Below are 21,854 nucleotides of genomic sequence, written 5' to 3'. Positions count from 1 at the left end.
TCCTCCGAATTTAAGTATGCAATGATATTTTTATAAAAAATTCTGAAAATATATTTTTTTTGATTGACGATATGGAATTGATTTGATTATGATTTAATTGACTGAGGTCAATGACTATGGTCATTCAGGTTTTCTCGTACTAATGTTACGATAAAAGACTGGAGTTGGCTACATTGGATTTACAAGAAAGATTGAGATGTCTGCAGATTATTTAAGTCTAAAAAATTGAACATTTTTAAAGGAGGACAATAAATATGACAACGGCACATGAGGTTAAAACATTAACACATTTCATTGGTGGAGAGCTTGTTGAAGGAAAAAGTAGTCGCTTTGGTTCTGTATACAATCCAACGACCGGTGAGGTGATTGCCAAGGTGCCACTTGCAACTGTAGAAGAAACTAGGGAGGCAATCGATAAAGCACAGGCAGCTTTTCCACAATGGAGAGATACGTCAGTAGCTAAACGTGCTGAGATTGTATTAAAGTTCCGTAATCTCATTACTGAAAATATGGAGGAGCTTTTACAAATTATTTGTACAGAAAGCGGTAAAACAATTGAGGATGCGAAAGGTGAAATTACGCGTGGTTTGGAGTCTGTTGACTTAGCTATCAATGCACCTCATTTAATGAAGGGGGAGTATTCAGTTAATGTTGGCGGTGACATTAATGCTTACTCTGCAAAATATCCATTAGGTGTTGTAGCGGCTATTTCACCATTTAACTTCCCAATCATGGTACCTTTAGCGCAAACAAGTATGGCAGTTGCTGTCGGTAATGCCGTTATTTTAAAAGCTTCCGAACGTGTTCCTATGACGGCCTTATTTGTGAGTGAGCTTTGGAAAAAGGCTGGGTTACCGGATGGTATTTGGACGGTAGTAAATGGGGATAAAGATGCAGTTAATGAACTATTAGAAAACCCGAGTGTGCAAGCAATTTCATTTGTAGGATCGACACCAGTTGCCAAATATATTTATGAAACGGGCTCGAAATATGGCAAACGTGTCACAGCACTTGGTGGAGGAAAAAACAATATGGTTGTTATGCCTGATGCGGATCTTGATCAGGTGGCAAATGCATTTATCGGTGCGGCTTATGGTGCGGCCTCTCAACGTTGTATGGCCATTTCTACGATTATGCCTGTTGGAAAGGATACAGCAGATCGTCTTGTTGAAATCTTAAAGGAGAAAATCGCTAATTTGAAGGTAGGTTCATATACAATTCCAGAGACAGATTTTGGCCCTGTCATTTCACAGCAATCGAAGGAAGCGATTATTGCTGCGATCAATCGAGGAGAGTCTGAAGGCGCAACAGTTGTTTGTGATGGTCGTGAGCTTGCTATTGTCAAAGAGTCAAAAGGATTTTTTGTAGGGCCAACATTGCTAGATAACGTAAAACCAGGCATGGAAATTTATGAACAGGAAATATTTGGTCCAGCACGAAATGTTGTACGTGTTGATTCATTGGACGAAGCCATCCAACTTATTAATAAGCATGAGCTTGGAAATGGGGTCACAATCTTTACGAATGACGGTTTAGCAGCTCGTAAATTTACTACAGAAATCGATGTTGGTATGGTTGGCGTAAATGTCCCAATTCCAATCCCAGTAGGCTACCATAACTTTGCTGGATTTAAAGGTTCTCGTTTTGGAGAAGGGCATATGTTCGGTCCAGATCAGGCACGCTTCTTCACAAAAACAAAAACAATATCAGAGCGTTGGATGACAGGTCAAGCATCGACAGCATCTACGTTTGCATTTCCAAGCAATAACGACTAATACAAATGAAGAGCTGTATTCTTTTGCAGCTCTTTTTTAATTATTCTAAGGAGGGATTACGTGAAAGGAAAAACAGTTTTTATTACTGGAGCAGCCCGTGGTATCGGGTTATCCATGGCACTAGCGTTTGCTGAGCAGGGAGCAAATGTCGTTATAACTGATATTAATGAACAGCTTTTAGCGGAGGCAATTAAACACAATCCGCAATTAACTGCATACACATGTGATGTTACGAATGAACAGGCAATATGTGATGCAATTGACTTTACTGTTAAAAAGTTTAAGACAATAGATGTTTTAATTAACAACGCAGGGTTTCAGCATGTTTCTCTTATAGAGGATTTCGCGACAGAAATCTTCGAATCTATGCAAAAAGTGATGCTCGTTGCACCTTTTATAGCAATGAAATATGTCTTACCACATATGAAAAAAAATAAGTTCGGACGCATTATAAATATGGCATCTATTAATGGCGTTATTGGGTTTGCAGGTAAGGCTGGCTACAATGCCGCCAAACATGGACTTGTCGGTCTAACGAAAGTGGCAGCGCTAGAGGTTGCAACTGAGGGGATAACCGTGAATGCGATTTGTCCAGGATATGTCGATACAGAATTAGTGCGTAATCAGTTTACGGATTTGGCAAAGACAAGGGGCATTCAAGTAGAGGAAGTGCTTGAGCAGGTGCTTTATCCACTCGTTCCTCAAAAACGTTTACTAGATGTCTCAGAAATTACAGGACTTGCGCTTTATTTAGCTAGTGAAATGGCAAAGGGTTTAACAGGTCAAGCAATACTTTTGGATGGCGGATATACAGCACAATAGCTTAGGAGGATGAAATATGATTCAAACAAAAACAATCTTTACGGTTCATTCGCCTGGAACGATCGTTTATGGACGAGATTCTTTTCAAGAAGTAGGCGTATATGCAAAAAAAATGGGGACTAAGGCTCTTATCATTAGTGATCCAATAATGGATAGCTTAGGCTTTGTTAATCAATGTAGCGCTTTATTAAGAGCTAGTGGATTGGAAGCGCTTTCGTATTTAGGCGTAACAACGGAACCAGTAGATACGTATGTAGCAGAGGGGCTTCATATTCTACAATCTGAGGGCTGCGATATTATTATTTCCGTCGGTGGCGGGAGCTGTATCGATACAGGAAAAGCAATCGCAGTAGTTGCAACGAATGGTGGCTACATTGGTGATTATATGAAAATGGCAAAAATCGCAGAGCGAGCACCGATTCCACATATAGCAATACCGACAACAGCAGGAACCGGCTCAGAAGCAACCGATGTAACCGTCATTACGAATACGAAAAATGACGTGAAAATGATGATTAATCAGCCTGCATTTATGCCAAACATTGCCTTTGTCGATCCAATTTTAACGGTTACATCTCCACCCTCCATCACTGCGGCGACTGGTATCGATGCATTAAGTCATGCTATTGAAAGTTATTTATCTCGTCTAGCACATCCATATTCGAATGTACTTGCACTTTCAGCCATGGAGCTAATCGTAAATAATATTTTAAAAGTTTATGAGCAAGGTAATGATATTGATGCTCGGGAAGCGATGTCGCTAGGTTCAATGCAAGCAGGCCTTTCATTCTCAAATGCTTCTGTAGCTTTAGTACATGGCATGTCTCGCCCAATAGGAGCATTATTCCATGTGCCCCATGGTATTTCAAATGCCATGCTACTGCCAGCAGTTTTAGAATATTCAAAAGATGCTTGTGTCGATCGGCTGGCGGATTTAGGTAAATTTTTCAATAAAGATAATGAGCAATTATCTCAAGAGGAGCTTGCCGATTTAGCTATTGTTTCGATTAAGGAAATGTGCAAGAAGATGGATATAGGGAATTTAAAACAGTGGGGAATTGATGAACAAGCCTTTTACGCAGCTATTCCAAAAATGGCAGCTGATGCAATTGCCAGTGGTAGCCCTGGAAATAATCCTAAGGTTCCAACACAGGAAGAACTAATGGAGCTTTATAAAATTGCTTATCATTATGAGTTTTAGGGCTTCGAAAAGAATTTGTCTAAAATAGAGTTACAAATCATAAGTAATTTGTAACTCTATTTTTTATTGATAGCTATATTATAATTTTGAAACGCAAAGGGGATGGGTTTAATGGAAGAATGTTTTATTTGCAATAAGCATGCTGGTAATATCCAAACTTCAGGGGTCATGATTTATGAAGACGAATATGTTTATGTTGGGCATATAGACAGGAATGGGGCACCCAATTATTTAGGTCATATCATGATAGATTTAAAAAGACATGTCCCTACGCTCGGAGATATGACTATAGAAGAAGCAAAAACTTTTGGTGTGATTATGGCTAGAGTCAGTAAGGCAATAATGGAGTGTGAAAAGGCAGAGCATATCTATTCGTTGGTTTCTGGAAACTCAGTGCCACATTTGCATATGCATTTAGTTCCTCGATATCCAAATACCCCTAAACAGTATTGGGGACCAAATGATGTGTATGATTGGGAAGATGCTCCAATGGGTGACAATATAGAAGTTGTTAAACTTTGTACTCAAATAAAAACATATCTTGAGAATAATGCAGATGAGTGAACTTATAGAAGATTTTAGCTGGATAGGCAGCCAAGAAAATTTCATTGATCTTCCAAATCTTTATCAAATCAAGCATATTATTGTTGGGCGATATGGTGGTAACTCCGAAGCAGGACAATATAAGAATGAAGATGGATGTTTGGTATGGATAGATGAAAAGGCAGATTGGGAGTTTGCTATTTTAATGGATGCTCATAATACAGCTGAGAGTGCTCAAATCATCATAGAGCAATTTATTAGTAATAAGAATGAAATTAAACATTTATTATCTTTACCGACAAACCATCAAACCTTTAAAAGGATTGAAGAGAAGATTTTAACTATTTTTCTATCTGAAGAGTTTTTATCTGTTTGCAAAAATATTACTGGAGAAACTGCGTGTTTAATTGTCGTAAGAAAGGATAAATATGTATGGTGGTTTTCAGTTGGAGACTGTGTTCTTTTTTTATTTCACCAAGAATTGGCTGCATTAGGTCAGTACCAATTAAATCAAAGGCAATTTTACGAATGGATAGGACAAGTCAATACTTTTGAACAGGACGTCCCTTGCTATAGTGTTGGAATAAAAGAATTAAGAAAAGGCGAAAATCGTCTTTTTCTAACTACAGATGGCTTAATTGAATGTCCCCATGAACCTTACTCTAACCCTATTAACATTTATAATTCCTTCTTTAACTCTAAGGATAAAGAGAGCATTTGGTCAATGTTAAAGAATATCAAAAAAAATGGTGTCAGAGATAGCACTACCATAGTTTTTTGGAAAGTTGATATTTCAAAGGAAGCCACTAGAGCAAGTAATCAAGAAGCGAGCCCGTAATGGATGCTAGCCGTGCGCGCCAGTGAAATACCCGCGAAAGAGAAGCAAATACCCGCGCCCGGCAGTGAAATACCCGCGAAAGAGAAGAGAATACCCGCGCGCAGCAGTGAAATACCCACGAAAGAGAAGCAAATACCCGCGCACAGCAGTGAAATACCCGCGGGAGAGAAGCGAATACCCGCGCCTGGCAAATACCCGCGGAAGAAGCGAATACCCGCGCCCGGCAGTGAAATACCCGCGAAAGGGAAGAGAATACCCGCGCCTGGCAGTGAAATACCCGCGGAAGAAGAGAATACCCGCGCGCGGCAGTGAAATACCCGCGGAAGAAAAGAGAATACCCGCGCGCGGCAGTGAAATACCCGCGGAAGAGAAGCGAATACCCGCGCGCGGCAGTGAAATACCCGCGGAAGAGAAGCGAATACCCGCGCCTGGCAGTGAAATACCCGCGGAAGAAGAGAATACCCGCGCCTGGCAGTGAAATACCCGCGGAAGAGAAGCAAATACCCGCGCCTGCAGTGAAATACCCGCGGAAGAGAAGAGAATACCCGCGCCTGGCAGTGAAATACCCGCGAAAGAGAAGCAAATACCTAATAACTTAAGAAACTCTGCTAGCAGAACCCATCAATTTTGCATCCTTTTTCATCATTTTACAGAATTAATATGACATATACGAGAAAATATAGTAATATTTTATATGAATCATCATTCATTTTTCAAAGGGGGAAATCGTATGTTGCAGGGGAAAACAATTATTATTACTGGTGGATCAAGTGGAATGGGACTTTACATGGCAAAGCAATTTGTTGCTGAAGGGGCAAATGTTGTTATTACAGGTCGGAACGAGGAGCGATTAGCGGAGGCGAAAGCCTTTATTTTAGAGGCTGGAAAAACGATTGAAACGTTCCAAATGGATGTTCGTGTGCCTGAGCATGCTGAGGCAATGCTAGCCTTTGCCGTTGAAAAGTTTGGACAGGTTGATGGGCTTGTGAATAACGCGGCTGGTAATTTTATAGTGCATGCAGAGGATTTATCACCAAATGGTTGGAAGGCTGTTGTTGATATTGTTTTAAATGGGACATTCTTTTGTTCTTCTGCAGTCGGTAAGTACTGGATTCAAAATAATATTAAAGGATCTATTCTCAATATGGTCGCAACTTATGCATGGAATGCAGGTGCTGGTGTTATTCATTCTGCAGCGGCTAAAGCAGGTGTATTGTCAATGACTCGAACGCTAGCTGTTGAATGGGGGAAACAATATGGCATTCGAGTAAATGCAATTGCTCCAGGTCCAATTGAGCGTACAGGTGGTGCAGAAAAGCTCTGGGAATCAGAGGCTGCGGCTGCTCGTACGCTAGACTCTGTTCCGTTAGGTCGTACAGGTACGCCTGAAGAAATTGCTGACTTAGCTACATTTATAATGTCTAATAAAGCAAGTTACATGAACGGTGAATGTGTAACACTTGATGGCGGGCAATGGCTTAATCAGTATCCATTCTAAAACAATAATCTTTGCATAATAAAGAGCTGGGTTGACGCATACTAAGGGTAAAGAAAGGAGTTTTGCCTATGGGTATGTGGTTAATACCGGCTCTTATTGCCATTACGATTATTTCTGCCATTTCGCTTGTGTCAACGTTGAAAATTGCCAAAATGACGTCCCAACGGAAATCAGAAAATGATACGCCGATTTCAGAAACCGTTGAAGAGTATACGACTATGCTTAATCCAATTGTTTGGGTATATATCATTTTTTTACTTTTTTTAGGGATCATGATTTTTTATTATTGGAGCAAGACAGGCTATTAAGTGAAATTTTTCTTCATTCAGTTTATATTTTATTATGGCTGAATGAAGATTTTTCTCCATTGCCCTCAGGTAAAAACCTCGCTATTTATACACTTTCGATACTTAGTTTTGTTCAAAATGCTAAAATAATTCGTTGCTTATAAAAAACTCTTCTCGGCCTTGTCGTGGTCATAAAAGGAATAGTTATGATATGATATAAGGGAAGCATCCTGTTCTGCAAAACGAGGACAGAAAAGGAGAAGAAGTTCATGATTTCAACTAACAGCAAGGACTTTTTAGCAATGCCAATTAGTGATTTTATTATTTCATCTGAAAAAGTTGCGCATGTACAAAGTGGAAATAGTGCAGAACATGCACTCCTAGTACTTACACGTACAGGGTATTCATCGATACCTGTTTTAGATTTGAAATATCGACTTCAAGGTTTACTAAGTATGAAAATGATTACAGAATCCATTCTTGGACTAGAACATATTGAATATGAAAAGTTACCCGATATTAAAGTGAATACAATAATGGAAAAAGAAATCGCTGTATTAAAGTTAACGGATACTTTTCAGCGAGCTCTTGACTTAGTTATTAATCACGCCTTTTTATGTGTTGTAGACGAAGAAGGAACATTTGCGGGAATTTTAACGAGACGTGTAATATTAAAGCAATTGAAAAAATATATTTATCAAAAAGAGTAGTAGTTTAAGAGGGGACTCAGATGAAAATCATGAGGCCCTCTTTGCTTGTATCGGAGGTTTACTGATTGATGGCAACAGAGGCTGAAATTTTAAAAGTACTAGCAGAGGAACGTAATATGCGTAAAGCAGCAGAACGTTTATTTTTATCTCAACCAGCACTTTCTCAACGTCTGCAAACTATTGAAAAGGACTGGGGCGCGCAGTTATTTATTCGTTCACAAAAAGGACTAACGGCGACACCTGCTGGAGAGCTTATTATTGCCTATGCAACTGAAATGCTCAGCAAAAAAGAAGAGATTTTTGAAACAATCCAATCATTAACGACGAAAGTAAACGGGACATTGAAAATCGCCTGTGCATCGATTGTCGGCCAAAACTGGCTTCCGATAATATTAAAGGATTTTGTAACGAAATATCCTGAGGCAAAAATCTCACTTATGACTGGCTGGAGCTCTGAAATTGTAAAAGCGCTTTATGAGGGTGAGGCTCATATAGGGATTGTGCGTGGGCAGGTTGATTGGAAAGGGGAAAAAATTCACCTTTTTCGTGACACCCTTTATTTAGTTGATAAAGAGCTAAAAACTATAGAAGATGTCCTGACGACAGACCGACCTTTTATTCAATTTAAAAGTGATTCCAATTACTATCAGGAAATTCAACAATGGTGGCAGCAGCATTTCGCTTCAAATCCAAGAAAACAAATTTTAGTTGATCAGATTGAAATTTGTAAGCAAATGGCATTGAACGGCATTGGTTATGCTATTTTGCCTTCCATTACTTTAAGTGACCATGATGGTATTAATAAAATAGCATTAACGAATAATGAAAAAGAATTTGGTTTAACGCGTGATACTTGGTTAATTGGCTATGAATCCTCATTTGAGTTACGACAAGTAGAGGCTTTTGTAGAGGTAGTGCAAGACCATGCACGATGTTTGTTTGATTATACGAAATAAGAATACTATCAAGGCAGTCTCAAGTGATTCACTCGGGACTGTCTTTTTTTATCCATTCTTAATCTCATCATAGCGTGGGGTTGATTTCCGTTCCGACTGGGCGCTTTCCTGGGGGCGTCCGATGAGCCGCTTCGCTTCGCTGCAGGGTCTCGGGGCAACAGGATGTTGGTCACGAAGGCGTTATCACAGGACGTGATGCTTTTAGCCTTCGTTCCTCTATTGCTAATCCTCAAGGAGTCGCCCAGCCTCCACTCCAATCAACTTATTCACATGACATACGCTTTAATAAAATGTCACCCAACTTTTGAATTATATCGCTTAACTTTCACGTTTTATCACTCAACTTTTAAATTTTATCGACTAACTTTCACGTTTTATCACCCAACTTCTGAATTTTATCGACATCCTCCGTCCAAAGAACAAAAAAGGATTTATACACAAAATTGTGTGTGAATCCTTTTTCTTAGCCTCCACTCCAATCAACTTATATGCATACGTTTAACAAAATGTCACCCCACACTTTGCTAATTATCCAATTCTTAAGAGTTTATGAATATTCATGAAGATGTCGTAAGAAATGGAACAAAGTGCAATTTAAAACGTATAATTATGTAACCAACAATTTACATAAAAGGGGTTGAGTTTTTGAAGAAAAAGAATATAGCGGCACTCATATTACTATTCATGCTTGTTATTAGCTTTATTCTACCTATGGAGCAGGCAAAAGCGGCTGCTACATTAGATGTACAGGCTAAGGTAGGGATCGCGGGTAAAGCTAAATATCAAACAGTGGTGCCAGTGCAAGTAACAGTAAAAAATAATGGTGCAGATTTTTCTGGGGATATGGTCATTAATGCATCCAGTTTCTATGAAGCTGCATCAGCACAAGTGCTTCCAATAGATATAGCGGCAGGAGAAGAAAAAATATTTGATATTTATCTAGATGGTAATTTCTCAAATGCCGATGCGTTTGCGTTCTTTGAAGGAAGCATAGAAAAAGGAAAAAAGGTTGCTTATGAAGGAACGAAACAGCTACAAGCTAACTTTTTAGATCCGTCATCAGTTTTTATTTATACATTAACGGATAAAAGTGATCGTTTATCAGCATTTTTGCGTCTATCTCAATCTGCTCCTCAAAGTAATGTTGAAGTTTTAAATTTAAATCAAATTAAGGATTATACACTGCCAGAGGATCCACAAGGATTTGCAATGGCAAATGTTATCGTCATCGATGAAATTGCTATTGCTGATTTATCGCAAAAGCAACAAGAGTCTTTATTAAAATGGGTACAAAATGGCGGAACTTTATTAGTAGGAGCTTCTGATCAAGTAAATGCAACAGCAGGTATTTTCAAGGATTATCTACCACTAGCGTTATCCAAGCAAATGACATCCGTTTCGGCAGATAGTCTATCAAAATTATCAGGCGGCGGAACTTTTACACAACCTATTTCTCTTTATGGGGCAACTGAAAGTCAAGGAAGTATTGCTGTATTAACAGATAACAATAAGATTTTAGCGTCTAAGAAAAAAGTTGGCAGTGGAGAAATTATTCAAACAGCCTTTTCTTTAGGGGATCAACCACTTGCGTCTATGGATGGCTATCCAGCATTAGTGCGAAAATTGCTAGATATTCAAAAGATGTCACAACAAGGGATGAGCGTTAATGGACAGTCACCGGTGGAGCAAGTTTCATATGAACTGCGTAATGTAAATGAATTATTCCCTTCGTTTGAAGTATCTGTTAGCTATATGCTAATAGTTATTATTCTATATATTTTAATTATCGGACCTATTTTATATTTTATTTTAAAGAAAATAGACAAGCGAGAGCATGCATGGTGGATCATTCCTGCGATATCAATTGTGTTATCTATTGCTCTATTTATTTTTGGTGCGAAAGATCGAATTGGTCAACCGCAAATTCAACAATCTGCATTTTATAAAGTAAATGAAGATAGTAGTTTAAATGGTTATTATGTAGAGTCTATTTTAACAAATCGTAGCGGTGATTTTGTTGTTAATGCAGATAAGGATACAAGTGCATTAGCGTTGCGAAGTTCCAATAATTTCGCGGGGACAAGGGATGATTTACATGAAATATCCTATGTTAAGGAAAATGCCAATGGTTCAACGTTAACACTACGTGATTTAAGTTATTGGTCTGTTCAGTCGTTTGCAGGAAAGACAGCGGCACAAAATATTGGCAAGATGGATATTGATATTACGTTAAAAAATGAAAAGCTAACTGGGACAATTAAGAACAAATTCCCGTTTGCTCTAAAGGATGTTACGTTAATCTCTGGCATTAAAGAAGTTAAACTTGGCGACATTGAAGCGAACGGTACACTTAAAGTCGACACAGAGCTAAAAGCAACGGTTCTTCAAAAACCATCTGATTTTACTAGTTACAATTTTAATAATTATCCAGCGAAGAAGGAAGACGTGAATCCTTCACGTATCGAGCGTATGAAATCTCTGGCAATACCGCATGTAGAAAATGATAAAAAGCCTGTCATTACAGCATGGGCAGATCAAGCAATTGCTGGGGTTGAGCTAGAAACAAGTGCCAATATGTCACCGATTTCCTATTTTGTTCAGCCATTTGATGGCAAAGTAGAGCTCTCAGGTCCATTTACAATGAAACGTAACAATTTTACGTATTCAGTAAACCAGCTTTCTCCTAATTCGTATGCCGAAAAAGTAGATGAACAGTTAAATAATTGGCGCTTGTCTGATGGGTTATATGAAGTAACCATTGCGATGCCAGATAAGTTTATGAATTCAGTTCAAACATTAAACGAATTGACAGTTTCAAATAAGGATATTGATCGTATGCAGCTATCGATTTGGAATAACGAGACGAAAAATTATGAGCCATTGGTCGATGCGAAACAGGTGTTTACAGGTAACATAAAAAAATACTTCAATGAAAATGATGAGTTGCTAATTGAGGTTAAATACGGACCAGATCAAACGGGTGAGGAAACAAAATTACCAGATGTAGAGCTGAAGGGAGTGGCAAAATAATGATTGAAATTCGTGATTTAACGAAAAGATATGGCTCCTTTACAGCGCTAGATCATTTGAATCTATCTTTGGAGGAAGGGGTTGTATTTGGTTTTGTAGGTGCTAATGGGGCAGGTAAATCGACTACATTTTCTATTTTAGCAACCTTGCTGGCTCCTACTTCTGGTGATGCCCTAATTAATGGGAAAAGTGTTATTAAGGAACCAAAGGAAGTTCGAAAACAAATTGGCTATATGCCAGATTTCTTTGGTGTTTATGATCAACTAAAAGTAGACGAATACTTAGACTTTTACGGTGCAAGTTACGGTATTGGGGCAGCTGAACGAAAAGTACTGATTCCACAGCTGCTTGAACTCGTGAATTTAACAAATAAACGTTATGAATATGTTGATTTACTGTCACGTGGGATGAAGCAGCGTCTATGTTTGGCACGTGCTCTTATCCACGATCCTAAAGTATTAATTTTAGATGAACCTGCTTCAGGTTTGGATCCACGTGCCAGAGTAGAAATGCGAGATATTTTACGGAATTTAAAATCTATGGGGAAAACGATTTTAATCTCCTCACATATTTTGCCTGAGCTTGCAGAAATGTGCGATGAAATCGGTGTGATTGATAATGGTAAGCTTATCGCTCATGGTAATGTGGCTTCCATTCAAGCACAGCTACAGGGGGAGAAGCGTATCGTAGTAAAAGTAACAGATCGTTTAAACGAGGTACGTGCATTTTTGGAGGAGGATCCACTGATCTCTTCTATTGATGTAATGGATAATCGCTTAGAAATAGCCTTTAATTACCGAGGAACAGATGCTGATCAGGTAGCACTATTGAAAAAAGCAATACTTGCAAATTTACCTATTTATGCATTAAGTGAAGAGGAAAAAGATTTAGAGGATGTCTTTATGGCTATTACGAAGGGAGCGGATCATCAATGATGGAACGATTTTATAATCCGGTATTCGTAAAAGAATTGAAGTTACGCTTCCGTTCTTTTAAAAGCTTTTCAGGTTTAATGTTTTATTTAGCGGTTATTTGTATTTTTATCGCAGGATTTTTGCTACTAACAACTGGATTCACAGGCAAGGGTTTCTTTAGACCAGAAATGAGCTTTATGATGTTTGCGGTCTTAACAATATTACAAATGGCTCTTGTTCTTTTCATTACTCCTAGCTTAACTGCCGGTGCAATTAGTAGCGAAAGGGAAAAGCAAACACTAAATATTTTACTAACAACGACACAAAGCTCTACTCAAATCATTATTGGAAAATTACTATCCTCGGTAGCATTTTTAGTATTAATGCTTCTCGCAGGGCTACCATTGTATAGTTTAGTATTTTTATTTGGTGGCGTATCGCCGTCTCAATTAATCTCGATATTTTTATTTTATTTATTAACAGTTGTAGCAATCGGTAGTATTGGTGTTATGTTTTCAACCATTACAAAGCGAACAATTGTTGCGATGATTGCTACGTACGGCTCGATAATTTTTTTAGGTGGCATTACAGCGTTTTTCTTCTTTTTATCAATGGCCTTCCATCAAATGGGTAATGCATTAGGTACTACTCCTTCTTATATGACTTACTTTTGGGCTTCTATTAACCCGGGTGCATTAATGCTTACGCTTACTTCATCATCTATGGGCGATGCTTTAGTGCAAGTTTCGGGCGTGAAATTACCTGTATGGATTAGTTATTTAATAGCTTATTCATTGATCATTGTTGTATGTTTAACAATTGCGATTAAAAAATTACGTGCCAATATGAAAAGTAATCGATAAGGAGGAAATTTTATGGAGCGTCGTAAGCAATTACGACAATATATTCAACGTGCAAAGACGAGTTTAACAGTAGAAAGAAGCATTCCAATTGCACAGTACGGCTTGTTTTTGGCATTGCTTTCGAGTGCTTCCCTCTTCCTCGTCTCAAGGCTATTTGTTTGGCCGTATTATCGCCAAACAGCTCTTACTACCTTTATTGTTGTCATACTAGCAACAGTGTTGTTTATGTGGTGGAAGCGTGTACAAGAAAAGGAAGCATTGCATACATTGGATGATTATTTTTCGCACAATGAGCTTGTGACAGCCTTATCGTTCGAGGACGATAAGGACCCGCTCGTGCAATCTCTACTAAAGACAGCACTAGGAAACGTGGAAAAGGCGTTTGCTGATTTTAAGGCTCGAAAGAAAAATTTATTCCGTCCAAAAGCATTAATTGGATTATTTGGAACAGCTGTCGCACTGGCCATTCTTTATATGTTTCCAGCAGCTACACAAATTGAAGCAATAGAGGCGGAAGAAGAAAAAGCTGTCATTGAGGACGTAAAGAAGGAAGTTGCTAAATTAGAGAAAAAAGCAGAAACAAAAGAAGTGAAAGAGCAATTAAAAGAATTGCAAAATACGTTAAAAGAGGCAGAAAAGGCTGAAGAAGCATTACGCGAAGTCGTGAAAAAGCAAAAGGAGCTTGCTTTAAAGGAACAACAATTAAAGGATAAGCAAACGGCTAGTAAGGAGGGCACTTCTGACGACAAAGGCTTATCGAAGGAAGAAGTAGAGCAATTAAAGGAGCTCGCCCAAATGCAGCAGGAGCTAACGCAAAATGCAAATAGTACTCAGACAGCTATGAGCAAGCTTGGGAAACCCGCAAGCAATACGCTACAAAATGCTATTGCGAGTGCCAATAGTGCCAATAACAATCAGCAAAACAATCCTAATAGCAATCCTTCAGCGAATTCACAGCAAAGTAATCAGCAAGGTCAAACAGGACAACAAGGCCAAAGTAATTCCCAAAATGGATCCCAACAGGCTAGTGGTAAAGGTCAGAAACAAGGATCGAATCAAAGCAATCAACAAGGTCAAGGACAGGGTAATGGTCAGGGACAAGGAAACGGACAAGGGCAGGGACAAGGGCAGGGCAATGGCAATGGTTCAGGTCAAGGTCAAGGTGCAGGCAAAGGTCAAGGCGGCCGCGATTTATTAACGACACCAAATAGAATTGGTGGTTCTAGTCAGACTTCAGTTGATGGGGGAGCATTAGGCGATGGATCACATGTTTCAGAGCAACAAGGAAATGGCCCTATTACGAAAGGTTCTATTCGTCCATATGAGGAAGTTATAGGCTCCTATAAAGATAGCTATTTAGAAAGCTCAGAGCGTTTACAATTACCGAAGGATTTACAAAATGTCGTGCAATCGTATTTCACGTCAATTGAGTCTCAGTAGGAGGAAAAGGAATGGCATTTACAGAGCAACAATATGTTGAAATGAGTACGAAATTACAACAAGTAAAGGAAGAAATTCATCGCTTTATCGTAGGCCAAGAAGAAGCCATTGATTATACATTATACGCAGTCCTTGCTGATGGCCATGCATTATTAGAGGGCCTACCGGGTTTAGGGAAGACGATGTTAATTCGTACAATTTCTGAAGTATTAGATTTATCATTTTCGCGCATTCAATTTACACCAGATTTAATGCCGGCGGATATTACAGGAACAAGTATGATTGAGCGCACAGCTGATGGCAAGCAGCAATTTACATTCCAGCAAGGGCCGATTTTTAGCCAAATGGTATTAGCGGATGAGATTAACCGAGCAACACCCAAAACACAAAGTGCACTGCTTGAAGCAATGGGTGAAAAAACTGTAACAATCTTGGGTGATACAAAGAAGATGGCAAGACCATTCTTCGTGTTAGCAACACAAAACCCGATTGAGATGGAGGGAACGTACCCTTTACCAGAAGCACAAATGGACCGTTTCCTATGTAAAATTCTTGTGCCGTATCCTGAGAAAAGTGAGCTAATGGAAATTATGAAGCGTACAACAGGCGCTATGGAAATTGGTTTACAAAAGATCATGGATACGGAAGCACTGATTGAAGCGCAGCAAATGGTCAAGGAAGTACTGGTTGCTGATGAAATGCTCGAATTTGCGACGGATCTTGTTGTGGCTACACATCCTGAGAGAGTGGATGCCATTAATGAGGTCAAGCAATATGCGATGTATGGTAGCGGCCCTCGAGGTTTACAAAGTTTAATCAAATTAGCGAAGGCAAGGGCGCTTATGAATGGACGTTTCCACGTTTCTGTAGCAGATATTAAATCTGTGGCTAAGCCAGTGTTACGCCATCGGATGCTGTTGAATTATGAAGGGGAGGCTTCTGGCAAAACAGCAGACGATGTGATTGATGTTATTTTAGAAAAAGTACAGCAAGGTGTTAGCAGGTGACACAAAAATTATTATTGCCCGAGGATTGGTTAGCGAAAATCAGTCGCTTCCAAGTGGCAACGGCCTCCAAATTACGTGGGCAGCACAAGGGCTCGCACCGTTCGCAACGCTTCGGGGCATCGCTTGATTTTTCGGATTTTCGTGAATATCATTTAGGTGATGATGTACGTCAGGTGGATTGGAACGTCTTTGCGAGAACGGATAAATACTTCATTAAACGTTTTTTAGATGAACAAGAGATGCGTGTACACATTTTGCTAGATACAACGAAATCGATGGGCGATCAAGCAAAATGGACTTTTGCCAGGCAAATTGTTGCCTCACTTGGGCTAATGGTGCTCGGTCGTGATGATCGCTTATCATTTTCTTTTCTACAGGATGAGGTGAAGCTACCGTTTCGTCGTAAAGGTGCCATGTATCGTCGCGCCTTTTTACAGGTGGTCACAGAAATTGAACAAGCAACGTATACAAATAGCTTCGCACAGGGAGCTTTAAAAGCATTGCCTAAGGATAGTACTGTACTATTTATTGTGACGGATGGACTTGAGCCAATCGAGGAATGGGCGCAACTTTTAAAAAGGCTACCACGTTATGCAGGGGATGTACGTATTTTGCAAATAGTTACGCAAGAAGAACTATCACCAGAATATACGGGTGATGTGCGCTTACTTGACCGTGAAACAGGCAGAGATGTAAATGTTACGATGTCTTCTAAAGTTCTGGACACTTATACGGCAAAACGTTTATTACATGAAGAGGAATTTGAAGCAATTTGTCGGCGTTTTGGTGTTCGACAATTACAACTTAAAGTAGAGGATGGATTACAGCATGCCATCTTCCACCAATTATTAAAAGCACATTGGATTAGGTGAGGTGAGCCGTATTGGGCTTTAGTCAAATACTTTTTAGCTGGACGGCCATCATCCCGGTCATTGTCCTTCTATATTATTTCTTTCGAAAAAAATATACCGATCAAACCGTATCTTCCACACTTTTTTGGTCGGAAATTATGCAAGAAACACGTGTTTCACCATACTTAAAACATTTACAAAAAAATGCACTGCTTTATTTACAGCTGCTAGCTCTTCTTTTACTTGTACTGGCATTAATGAATCCATATGTTAAAAAGTCAACGATCGTTGGTGAGCAGACGATTTTCATTGTAGACACGTCTGCAACGATGTTAGCAGGGAAAGAGCAGTCAACATTTGACACACATAAAAAAGAAATGCTGTCATTGGTCAATGAGCTTGATGGAAGACCTGTGACTCTTATTACAACAGGCAATACGCCAAAAGCTATATTACAGCAGGAAACAAATACAAAAGAGATTGAAAAAGCCATTCAACAGTTACATGTAACATATGAAACCGCTCAAATGAATAAAGCGCTAGATGTGGCACAGGCTTTCGTCGGAAATACACCAACATCTATTTATGTCTTTACAGATACGCTCGATAAAAAGCAATTACCGATGGAAAAAGATACGGTGAAGTGGATCGTAAAAGGGTCTGCAAAGGACTTAACCAATATCGCAATGACACGTTTTGCTGCTACTACAGATGGACAATCTGCTATGGCGCTTGTACAGTTACAAAATGATACGGACCAAGAGCAACATGTAACACTTTCGATAGACAATGTTAAAGGTAAGGAGATAGCTACGGAGAGTGTTGCATTACCTCCAAATGAAGCCGTAACAAAAACATTTAAAGACCTACCGTTAGAAGATACTATGACTGCCAAGATAGACGCTAAGGACGATTACGCTGTTGATAATTCACAAACGGTATTGCTACAAACAGCTACTTCAAAAGTAATTGTCGATCAAAGTATGCATCAACTCATTCAAAAAGGTTTGCAAACGATTAATATTAGTGTGAAAATTGTTCCATCTTCACAAGTGGCTGACAATCTGGATGCCACTGTTGTGACAAATCAGACGGCGCTACTCGAAAAGATGGACAAGCCAATTGTATTATTTGGACGGGATGACGTTGAGAAGGTTGAAGTTACTGGGGAAATCAGTACAACAAGTGATGCATTGTTTGCATTTAGTGAGCTAAAAGATATTTACGTCAGTGCTGTATATCCTGGATTCGATGACTATAAAACGATTGCATCAGTTGGAGACCAGCCATTTATTCAACGTTCACCTAAAGGGGATATTGTCGTATTAGCGGATATTGCAGATACAGATTGGCCGTTACATCCTTCATTCCCATTATTTTTATGGAGCACTGAACAAGAGCTTTCAGAATCTATTGGTTCACTTGGCATTTTTACACCAAATGAGCAACGTGCAGTTGCCTTAGCGCAGGGTGATTGGAGTATATATTCGCAGGAAGATGAGTTTTTATCGTCCATTACGAATGGTCTTTTAACAGCTCCAATGAAGCCAGGAATATATAAAGCTCGCTCAAAAGATGAAGAAAAGCGCTTCATCGTACAGCTTCAAGCGCAAGAGCGTGTGATTGAAAAAGGGACAAGTTATACGCTTGGAGAGCTTCCGGACAATGGTAAGGAAGAAATATCGAAAACCTCGTTCGTACATTGGCCTATCCTTATGATCTTAGTATTACTTGTTTTAGAGTGGGAGGTGCAACGACGTCGTGGATTTACGAATTGATATGCCATTAGCATTGTTGCTTTTACTTCCATTGCTTATGTATTTTGGATGGACCTATTGGCGTGAACGTCAGCGACTAAAAAAAAGTCATATCGTCGTACTAGGTATTCGTATTGTGGCAATAGGCTGTTTGGTTTTTGCGCTTGCTGGGCCCTATATTTTATTGCCCGTAAAGGAAGAACAAGTATTATTCTTAGTTGACCGTTCTGCTTCAATGAATGGGACAGATGATGAGATGGCCAATTTTATAGCGGAAAGTTTACAATCTAAAAAAGATGAACAGCTTGCAGGGATTTATTCTTTTTCAACGACATTACAAACGGAAGCTATTTTATCGAATTCTTTAAAGGAAGTGCCGAAGTTTACAACCATAAAAGCAACAGATCAAACAAATATTGAACAGAGCCTACAGCTCGCTTCAGGTATTGTAGATTCGAAAAAAGCAACAAGACTTGTGCTTTTAACGGATGGTAATGAAACAAAAGGAGATGCCTTAGAATTTGCATCGAAGTTTAAAGGGTCAAATACCAGTGTTGATGTAGTGCCATTTAGCCAACCTGTTGCTAAGGATGTATCCATGAAAAGCTTTGTCACACCACAAGTTGCTTATGTAGGTGAGCAGCAGCAGCTAGTCGCTGAAATAAATGCGACTGTAGCAGAACGAGGTGAGCTATTATTATACGAAAATGATAAGCTTATTCATCGTGAGGCAGTGGAGCTTGCAGAAGGATCAAATATTTTTACATATAAACATTCAGCGACGGCTGAAGGGCTTGTAAAATATGAGGCACTCGTGCAAGTTGAACAGGATGCAATTTTTGAAAATAATAAATTAACAAGCGTCACGATGGTGCAAAGTGAACCACATCTACTAATTGTTAATGGCTATGATACGGCATCACCAATTGCAGCAGCACTTGGCAAACAATCAATTGCCTATGATGTTGTAAATGCTAAAAGTCTGCCAAATGAACTTTCTAGTTATTTACAATACAATGCCATCATTTTTGATAATGTGCCAGGGCATTTAGTAGGCGAGGCAAAAATGAATGTTATTGAGCAGGCAGTGAAAAATTTCGGTGTCGGTTTTACGATGGTCGGTGGCGAAAATAGCTTTGGCTTAGGCGGCTATTTTAAAACACCAATCGAAACTTTATTACCAGTTGAAATGGAAATTAAAGGTAAGGAACAATTACCGTCATTAGGGCTTGAGATTGTCCTCGACCGCTCTGGAAGTATGTCTGGAGCAAAGCTAGAGCTCGCAAAAGAGGCGGCCGCTCGTTCAGTTGAAATGCTACGAGATGAGGATACGCTCGGGTTTATTGCCTTTGATGATCGACCTTGGGAAATAATTGAGACAGGACCACTTGGCAAAAAGGAAGAAGCGGTGGATACGATTTTATCTGTAACGCCGGGTGGCGGTACCGAAATATATGGATCACTTGCTAAAGCCTATGAAAATCTAGCTGATTTAAAGTTACAGCGTAAGCATATTATTCTATTAACTGATGGTCAGTCTCAACCAGGTAACTATGAAGACTTAATTGCACAAGGAAAAGAGAACGGCATTACTCTTTCAACAGTTGCAATTGGTCAGGATGCAGATGCAAACTTACTTGAAGCGCTCAGTGAGATGGGAAGTGGGCGTTTCTACGATGTTGTTGATGAGCAGACGATCCCCTCTATTTTATCTCGTGAAACTGCCATGATTTCACGCACATATATTGAAGATAACCCATTCTATCCAACTATATTTAATGCATCTGGCTGGAATACGTTATTTGCAAATGGTGTACCTAAAATGAACGCTTATATCGGTACGACAGCAAAGCAGGGAGCTACTGTTATTGCAGAAAGTGGAAAGGAAGATCCAGTTCTAGCAGGGTGGCAATACGGCCTGGGCAAAACATTCGCCTTTACTTCTGATTCGACAGGAAAATGGACGGGAGACTGGGCAAGATGGCAAAATTGGGGCACGTTTTGGCAAATGCTTATTTCAAAAATGTTACCAAGCTATAACGATGTTGCCTATGATGTACGTCTAGAATCAGACGGCTCATTTGTCATCACTGACCCAACAAATGAAGCAGCGTTCTTAGATATTGTTGCTGTCAATGAAGCGGGTGAAGAACTTGAAACACAGCTTGAAACAATTTCAGCATCACAAGTTCGAGCAGTCGTACAAGCAGAACCGGGACTCATTTTCTTCCGCATTGCCGATGAACAACAGGCTATTTACCAGGCAGGTTTAAGTGTACCTTATAGTGCTGAGTATGAATTACGACCAGTGAACGATAAGCTAGCCGAAGAGCTAACGAAGCAAACAGGCGGCTCCGTTTTGAAGGAGCCAAGTGAAGTGTTCCGTGAATTTACGAAAAAAGGTGCGGAACGCCAAAATATTGCAACATGGCTTTTATTAGCAGGGATGCTGCTATTCTTCATTGATATTACTATTCGACGCTTTGGTTGGAGTTTCTTAACTAGGCCGAAGAAAAAAGAGCAGCTTGTTGAGGAAAAGCCAATACAGGCAGAGGACACAAATGTTGCCCAGCTATTAAAGGGCATGAAAAAACGATCCTAACAGATAAAACGATGGTGCATAGAGATGTGCCATCGTTTTTTGTCATTTCAACCGTTGAAGTATGAGTGAATTTGTTCGGAACAAAAACGTTACTTTCTTAATTAATGAAAGTAACGTAACATGAATCATTATTTAAGAAGAGTATTAAGGTTAGTTACAAATACTGTCTTACGTAAACTGTTAGCAACGACGATGCCTAACATAGCACCAATAATACTCGATGTTAAAAAAGCTGGCATGAAAAATAAAGCAGCAACGGATGTCCCCATTAATAAATGAGCGTAAGGTACTGCAATGAGTGATGCAATGATACCTGTCCCAAACATTTCACCGATACCTGATAGCCACATTTTGCCGCTATATTTATAGGCAAGAGCTGCACACAGAGCGCCAATAACACTGCCAGGTATAGCTAATAATGAGCCTGTCCCTGTTAAAATACGAATAATGGCTGTGATAAGGGCGACCATAACAGTAGGCACTGGCCCAAGAATGATAGCGCCAATAACATTTATAGCATGCTGTATAGGGTAGGCACGCGCAATCCCCGTTGGTATTGAAACGAAGGTAGAACCTGCTACGGCAATTGCTACTAATAAGGCCATAATTGTTAGTTTTCGAATTGACATAATTTCCACTCCTTTGAAATGTGAATTTTTATAGTTATCGCCGGTAGACATGGAAGTTCCGCCGCTAAAAGCGAGAGAAGCGCTGCTAAACTAGGGAGTTCCGCCGCTAAAGCGTGAGAACGCCGCTAACC

19 protein-coding genes are annotated in these 21,854 nt (G+C 39.5%); 18 read left to right on the top strand and 1 reads right to left on the bottom strand.

Annotated features, from left to right (window positions below; genetic code table 11):
- Positions 1-254 precede the first annotated feature (254 nt).
- The 18 genes from AMS59_RS09505 to AMS59_RS09420 all read left to right on the top strand — a co-directional run bounded on the left by AMS59_RS09505 (position 255) and on the right by AMS59_RS09420 (position 21,094).
- On the top strand, positions 255-1,775 hold the full coding sequence (locus tag AMS59_RS09505; RefSeq protein WP_053483492.1) for a CoA-acylating methylmalonate-semialdehyde dehydrogenase: 1,521 nt from the start codon (positions 255-257) through the stop codon (positions 1,773-1,775).
- Between the two features lie 60 nt (positions 1,776-1,835).
- The gene (locus AMS59_RS09500; RefSeq protein ID WP_053483491.1) at positions 1,836-2,597 is read left to right on the top strand and encodes a 3-hydroxybutyrate dehydrogenase; all 762 of its coding nucleotides are present in this window, start codon (positions 1,836-1,838) and stop codon (positions 2,595-2,597) included.
- A gap of 16 nt (positions 2,598-2,613) precedes the next feature.
- Positions 2,614-3,798, top strand: coding sequence for an iron-containing alcohol dehydrogenase (locus tag AMS59_RS09495; protein ID WP_053483490.1), 1,185 nt, complete (start codon positions 2,614-2,616; stop codon positions 3,796-3,798).
- Positions 3,799-3,909: 111 nt separating this feature from the next.
- The gene (locus tag AMS59_RS09490; RefSeq protein ID WP_082337440.1) at positions 3,910-4,362 is read left to right on the top strand and encodes an HIT family protein; all 453 of its coding nucleotides are present in this window, start codon (positions 3,910-3,912) and stop codon (positions 4,360-4,362) included.
- The gene (locus AMS59_RS09485; RefSeq protein ID WP_053483488.1) at positions 4,355-5,179 is read left to right on the top strand and encodes a protein phosphatase 2C domain-containing protein; all 825 of its coding nucleotides are present in this window, start codon (positions 4,355-4,357) and stop codon (positions 5,177-5,179) included. Before AMS59_RS09490 ends, AMS59_RS09485 begins: the two co-directional genes overlap by 8 nt.
- A gap of 308 nt (positions 5,180-5,487) precedes the next feature.
- On the top strand, positions 5,488-5,778 hold the full coding sequence (locus AMS59_RS26195) for a hypothetical protein (RefSeq protein WP_234007718.1): 291 nt from the start codon (positions 5,488-5,490) through the stop codon (positions 5,776-5,778).
- A 131-nt stretch (positions 5,779-5,909) separates the two neighbouring features.
- The gene (fadH, locus tag AMS59_RS09475; RefSeq protein WP_053483486.1) at positions 5,910-6,677 is read left to right on the top strand and encodes a 2,4-dienoyl-CoA reductase; all 768 of its coding nucleotides are present in this window, start codon (positions 5,910-5,912) and stop codon (positions 6,675-6,677) included.
- A 68-nt stretch (positions 6,678-6,745) separates the two neighbouring features.
- Positions 6,746-6,985 carry a hypothetical protein gene (locus AMS59_RS09470; protein WP_053483485.1) on the top strand — a complete coding sequence of 80 codons (240 nt, stop codon included), beginning with the start codon at positions 6,746-6,748 and terminating at the stop codon, positions 6,983-6,985.
- A 248-nt stretch (positions 6,986-7,233) separates the two neighbouring features.
- A complete protein-coding gene (gene cbpB, locus AMS59_RS09465) occupies positions 7,234-7,674 on the top strand; it encodes a cyclic-di-AMP-binding protein CbpB (protein WP_053483484.1) in 441 nt (146 codons plus the stop codon).
- 68 nt (positions 7,675-7,742) lie between these two features.
- Positions 7,743-8,630, top strand: coding sequence for a LysR family transcriptional regulator (locus tag AMS59_RS09460; RefSeq protein WP_053483483.1), 888 nt, complete (start codon positions 7,743-7,745; stop codon positions 8,628-8,630).
- Between the two features lie 645 nt (positions 8,631-9,275).
- On the top strand, positions 9,276-11,660 hold the full coding sequence (locus AMS59_RS09455) for a hypothetical protein (protein WP_053483482.1): 2,385 nt from the start codon (positions 9,276-9,278) through the stop codon (positions 11,658-11,660).
- Positions 11,660-12,595, top strand: coding sequence for an ABC transporter ATP-binding protein (locus AMS59_RS09450; protein WP_053483481.1), 936 nt, complete (start codon positions 11,660-11,662; stop codon positions 12,593-12,595). The genes AMS59_RS09455 and AMS59_RS09450 overlap by 1 nt, the downstream gene beginning before the upstream one ends.
- A complete protein-coding gene (locus AMS59_RS09445) occupies positions 12,592-13,437 on the top strand; it encodes an ABC transporter permease (RefSeq protein WP_053483480.1) in 846 nt (281 codons plus the stop codon). The genes AMS59_RS09450 and AMS59_RS09445 overlap by 4 nt, the downstream gene beginning before the upstream one ends.
- Positions 13,438-13,449: 12 nt before the next feature.
- Positions 13,450-14,877 carry a hypothetical protein gene (locus tag AMS59_RS09440; protein ID WP_053483479.1) on the top strand — a complete coding sequence of 476 codons (1,428 nt, stop codon included), beginning with the start codon at positions 13,450-13,452 and terminating at the stop codon, positions 14,875-14,877.
- An 11-nt stretch (positions 14,878-14,888) separates the two neighbouring features.
- Positions 14,889-15,884, top strand: coding sequence for a MoxR family ATPase (locus tag AMS59_RS09435; protein ID WP_053483478.1), 996 nt, complete (start codon positions 14,889-14,891; stop codon positions 15,882-15,884).
- Positions 15,881-16,756: a DUF58 domain-containing protein gene (locus AMS59_RS09430; RefSeq protein WP_053483477.1), complete on the top strand. Its 876-nt coding sequence runs from the start codon at positions 15,881-15,883 to the stop codon at positions 16,754-16,756. Before AMS59_RS09435 ends, AMS59_RS09430 begins: the two co-directional genes overlap by 4 nt.
- 11 nt (positions 16,757-16,767) lie before the next feature.
- A complete protein-coding gene (locus tag AMS59_RS09425) occupies positions 16,768-18,513 on the top strand; it encodes a BatA and WFA domain-containing protein (RefSeq protein WP_053483476.1) in 1,746 nt (581 codons plus the stop codon).
- Positions 18,497-21,094 carry a VWA domain-containing protein gene (locus tag AMS59_RS09420; protein WP_053483475.1) on the top strand — a complete coding sequence of 866 codons (2,598 nt, stop codon included), beginning with the start codon at positions 18,497-18,499 and terminating at the stop codon, positions 21,092-21,094. The genes AMS59_RS09425 and AMS59_RS09420 overlap by 17 nt, the downstream gene beginning before the upstream one ends.
- A gap of 128 nt (positions 21,095-21,222) precedes the next feature.
- Here the strand turns inward: AMS59_RS09420 and thiW are convergent, their stop codons facing one another.
- Positions 21,223-21,723 (bottom strand): energy coupling factor transporter S component ThiW, encoded by a 501-nt coding sequence (gene thiW / locus AMS59_RS09415; protein ID WP_053483474.1) that lies wholly within the window; start codon positions 21,721-21,723, stop codon positions 21,223-21,225.
- Between the last annotated feature and the right edge of the window lie 131 nt (positions 21,724-21,854).

It is taken from the genome of Lysinibacillus sp. FJAT-14745, assembly GCF_001275675.1.
GTDB lineage: Bacteria > Bacillota > Bacilli > Bacillales_A > Planococcaceae > Lysinibacillus.
Note: the sequence above shows the minus strand (reverse complement) of the source record. Positions and strands in the feature narration are given on the sequence as shown.

What these genes read in the sequence shown, in the direction of transcription:
- AMS59_RS09505 (WP_053483492.1), top strand. Translation starts at nt 255, where the DNA reads ATGACAACGGCACATGAGGTTAAAACATTAACACATTTCATTGGTGGA.
- AMS59_RS09495 (WP_053483490.1), top strand. Translation starts at nt 2,614, where the DNA reads ATGATTCAAACAAAAACAATCTTTACGGTTCATTCGCCTGGAACGATC.
- AMS59_RS09490 (WP_082337440.1), top strand. Translation starts at nt 3,910, where the DNA reads ATGGAAGAATGTTTTATTTGCAATAAGCATGCTGGTAATATCCAAACT.
- AMS59_RS09485 (WP_053483488.1), top strand. Translation starts at nt 4,355, where the DNA reads ATGAGTGAACTTATAGAAGATTTTAGCTGGATAGGCAGCCAAGAAAAT.
- fadH (WP_053483486.1), top strand. Translation starts at nt 5,910, where the DNA reads ATGTTGCAGGGGAAAACAATTATTATTACTGGTGGATCAAGTGGAATG.
- AMS59_RS09470 (WP_053483485.1), top strand. Translation starts at nt 6,746, where the DNA reads ATGGGTATGTGGTTAATACCGGCTCTTATTGCCATTACGATTATTTCT.
- cbpB (WP_053483484.1), top strand. Translation starts at nt 7,234, where the DNA reads ATGATTTCAACTAACAGCAAGGACTTTTTAGCAATGCCAATTAGTGAT.
- AMS59_RS09460 (WP_053483483.1), top strand. Translation starts at nt 7,743, where the DNA reads ATGGCAACAGAGGCTGAAATTTTAAAAGTACTAGCAGAGGAACGTAAT.
- AMS59_RS09450 (WP_053483481.1), top strand. Translation starts at nt 11,660, where the DNA reads ATGATTGAAATTCGTGATTTAACGAAAAGATATGGCTCCTTTACAGCG.
- AMS59_RS09445 (WP_053483480.1), top strand. Translation starts at nt 12,592, where the DNA reads ATGATGGAACGATTTTATAATCCGGTATTCGTAAAAGAATTGAAGTTA.
- AMS59_RS09440 (WP_053483479.1), top strand. Translation starts at nt 13,450, where the DNA reads ATGGAGCGTCGTAAGCAATTACGACAATATATTCAACGTGCAAAGACG.
- AMS59_RS09435 (WP_053483478.1), top strand. Translation starts at nt 14,889, where the DNA reads ATGGCATTTACAGAGCAACAATATGTTGAAATGAGTACGAAATTACAA.
- thiW (WP_053483474.1), bottom strand. Translation starts at nt 21,723, where the DNA reads ATGTCAATTCGAAAACTAACAATTATGGCCTTATTAGTAGCAATTGCC.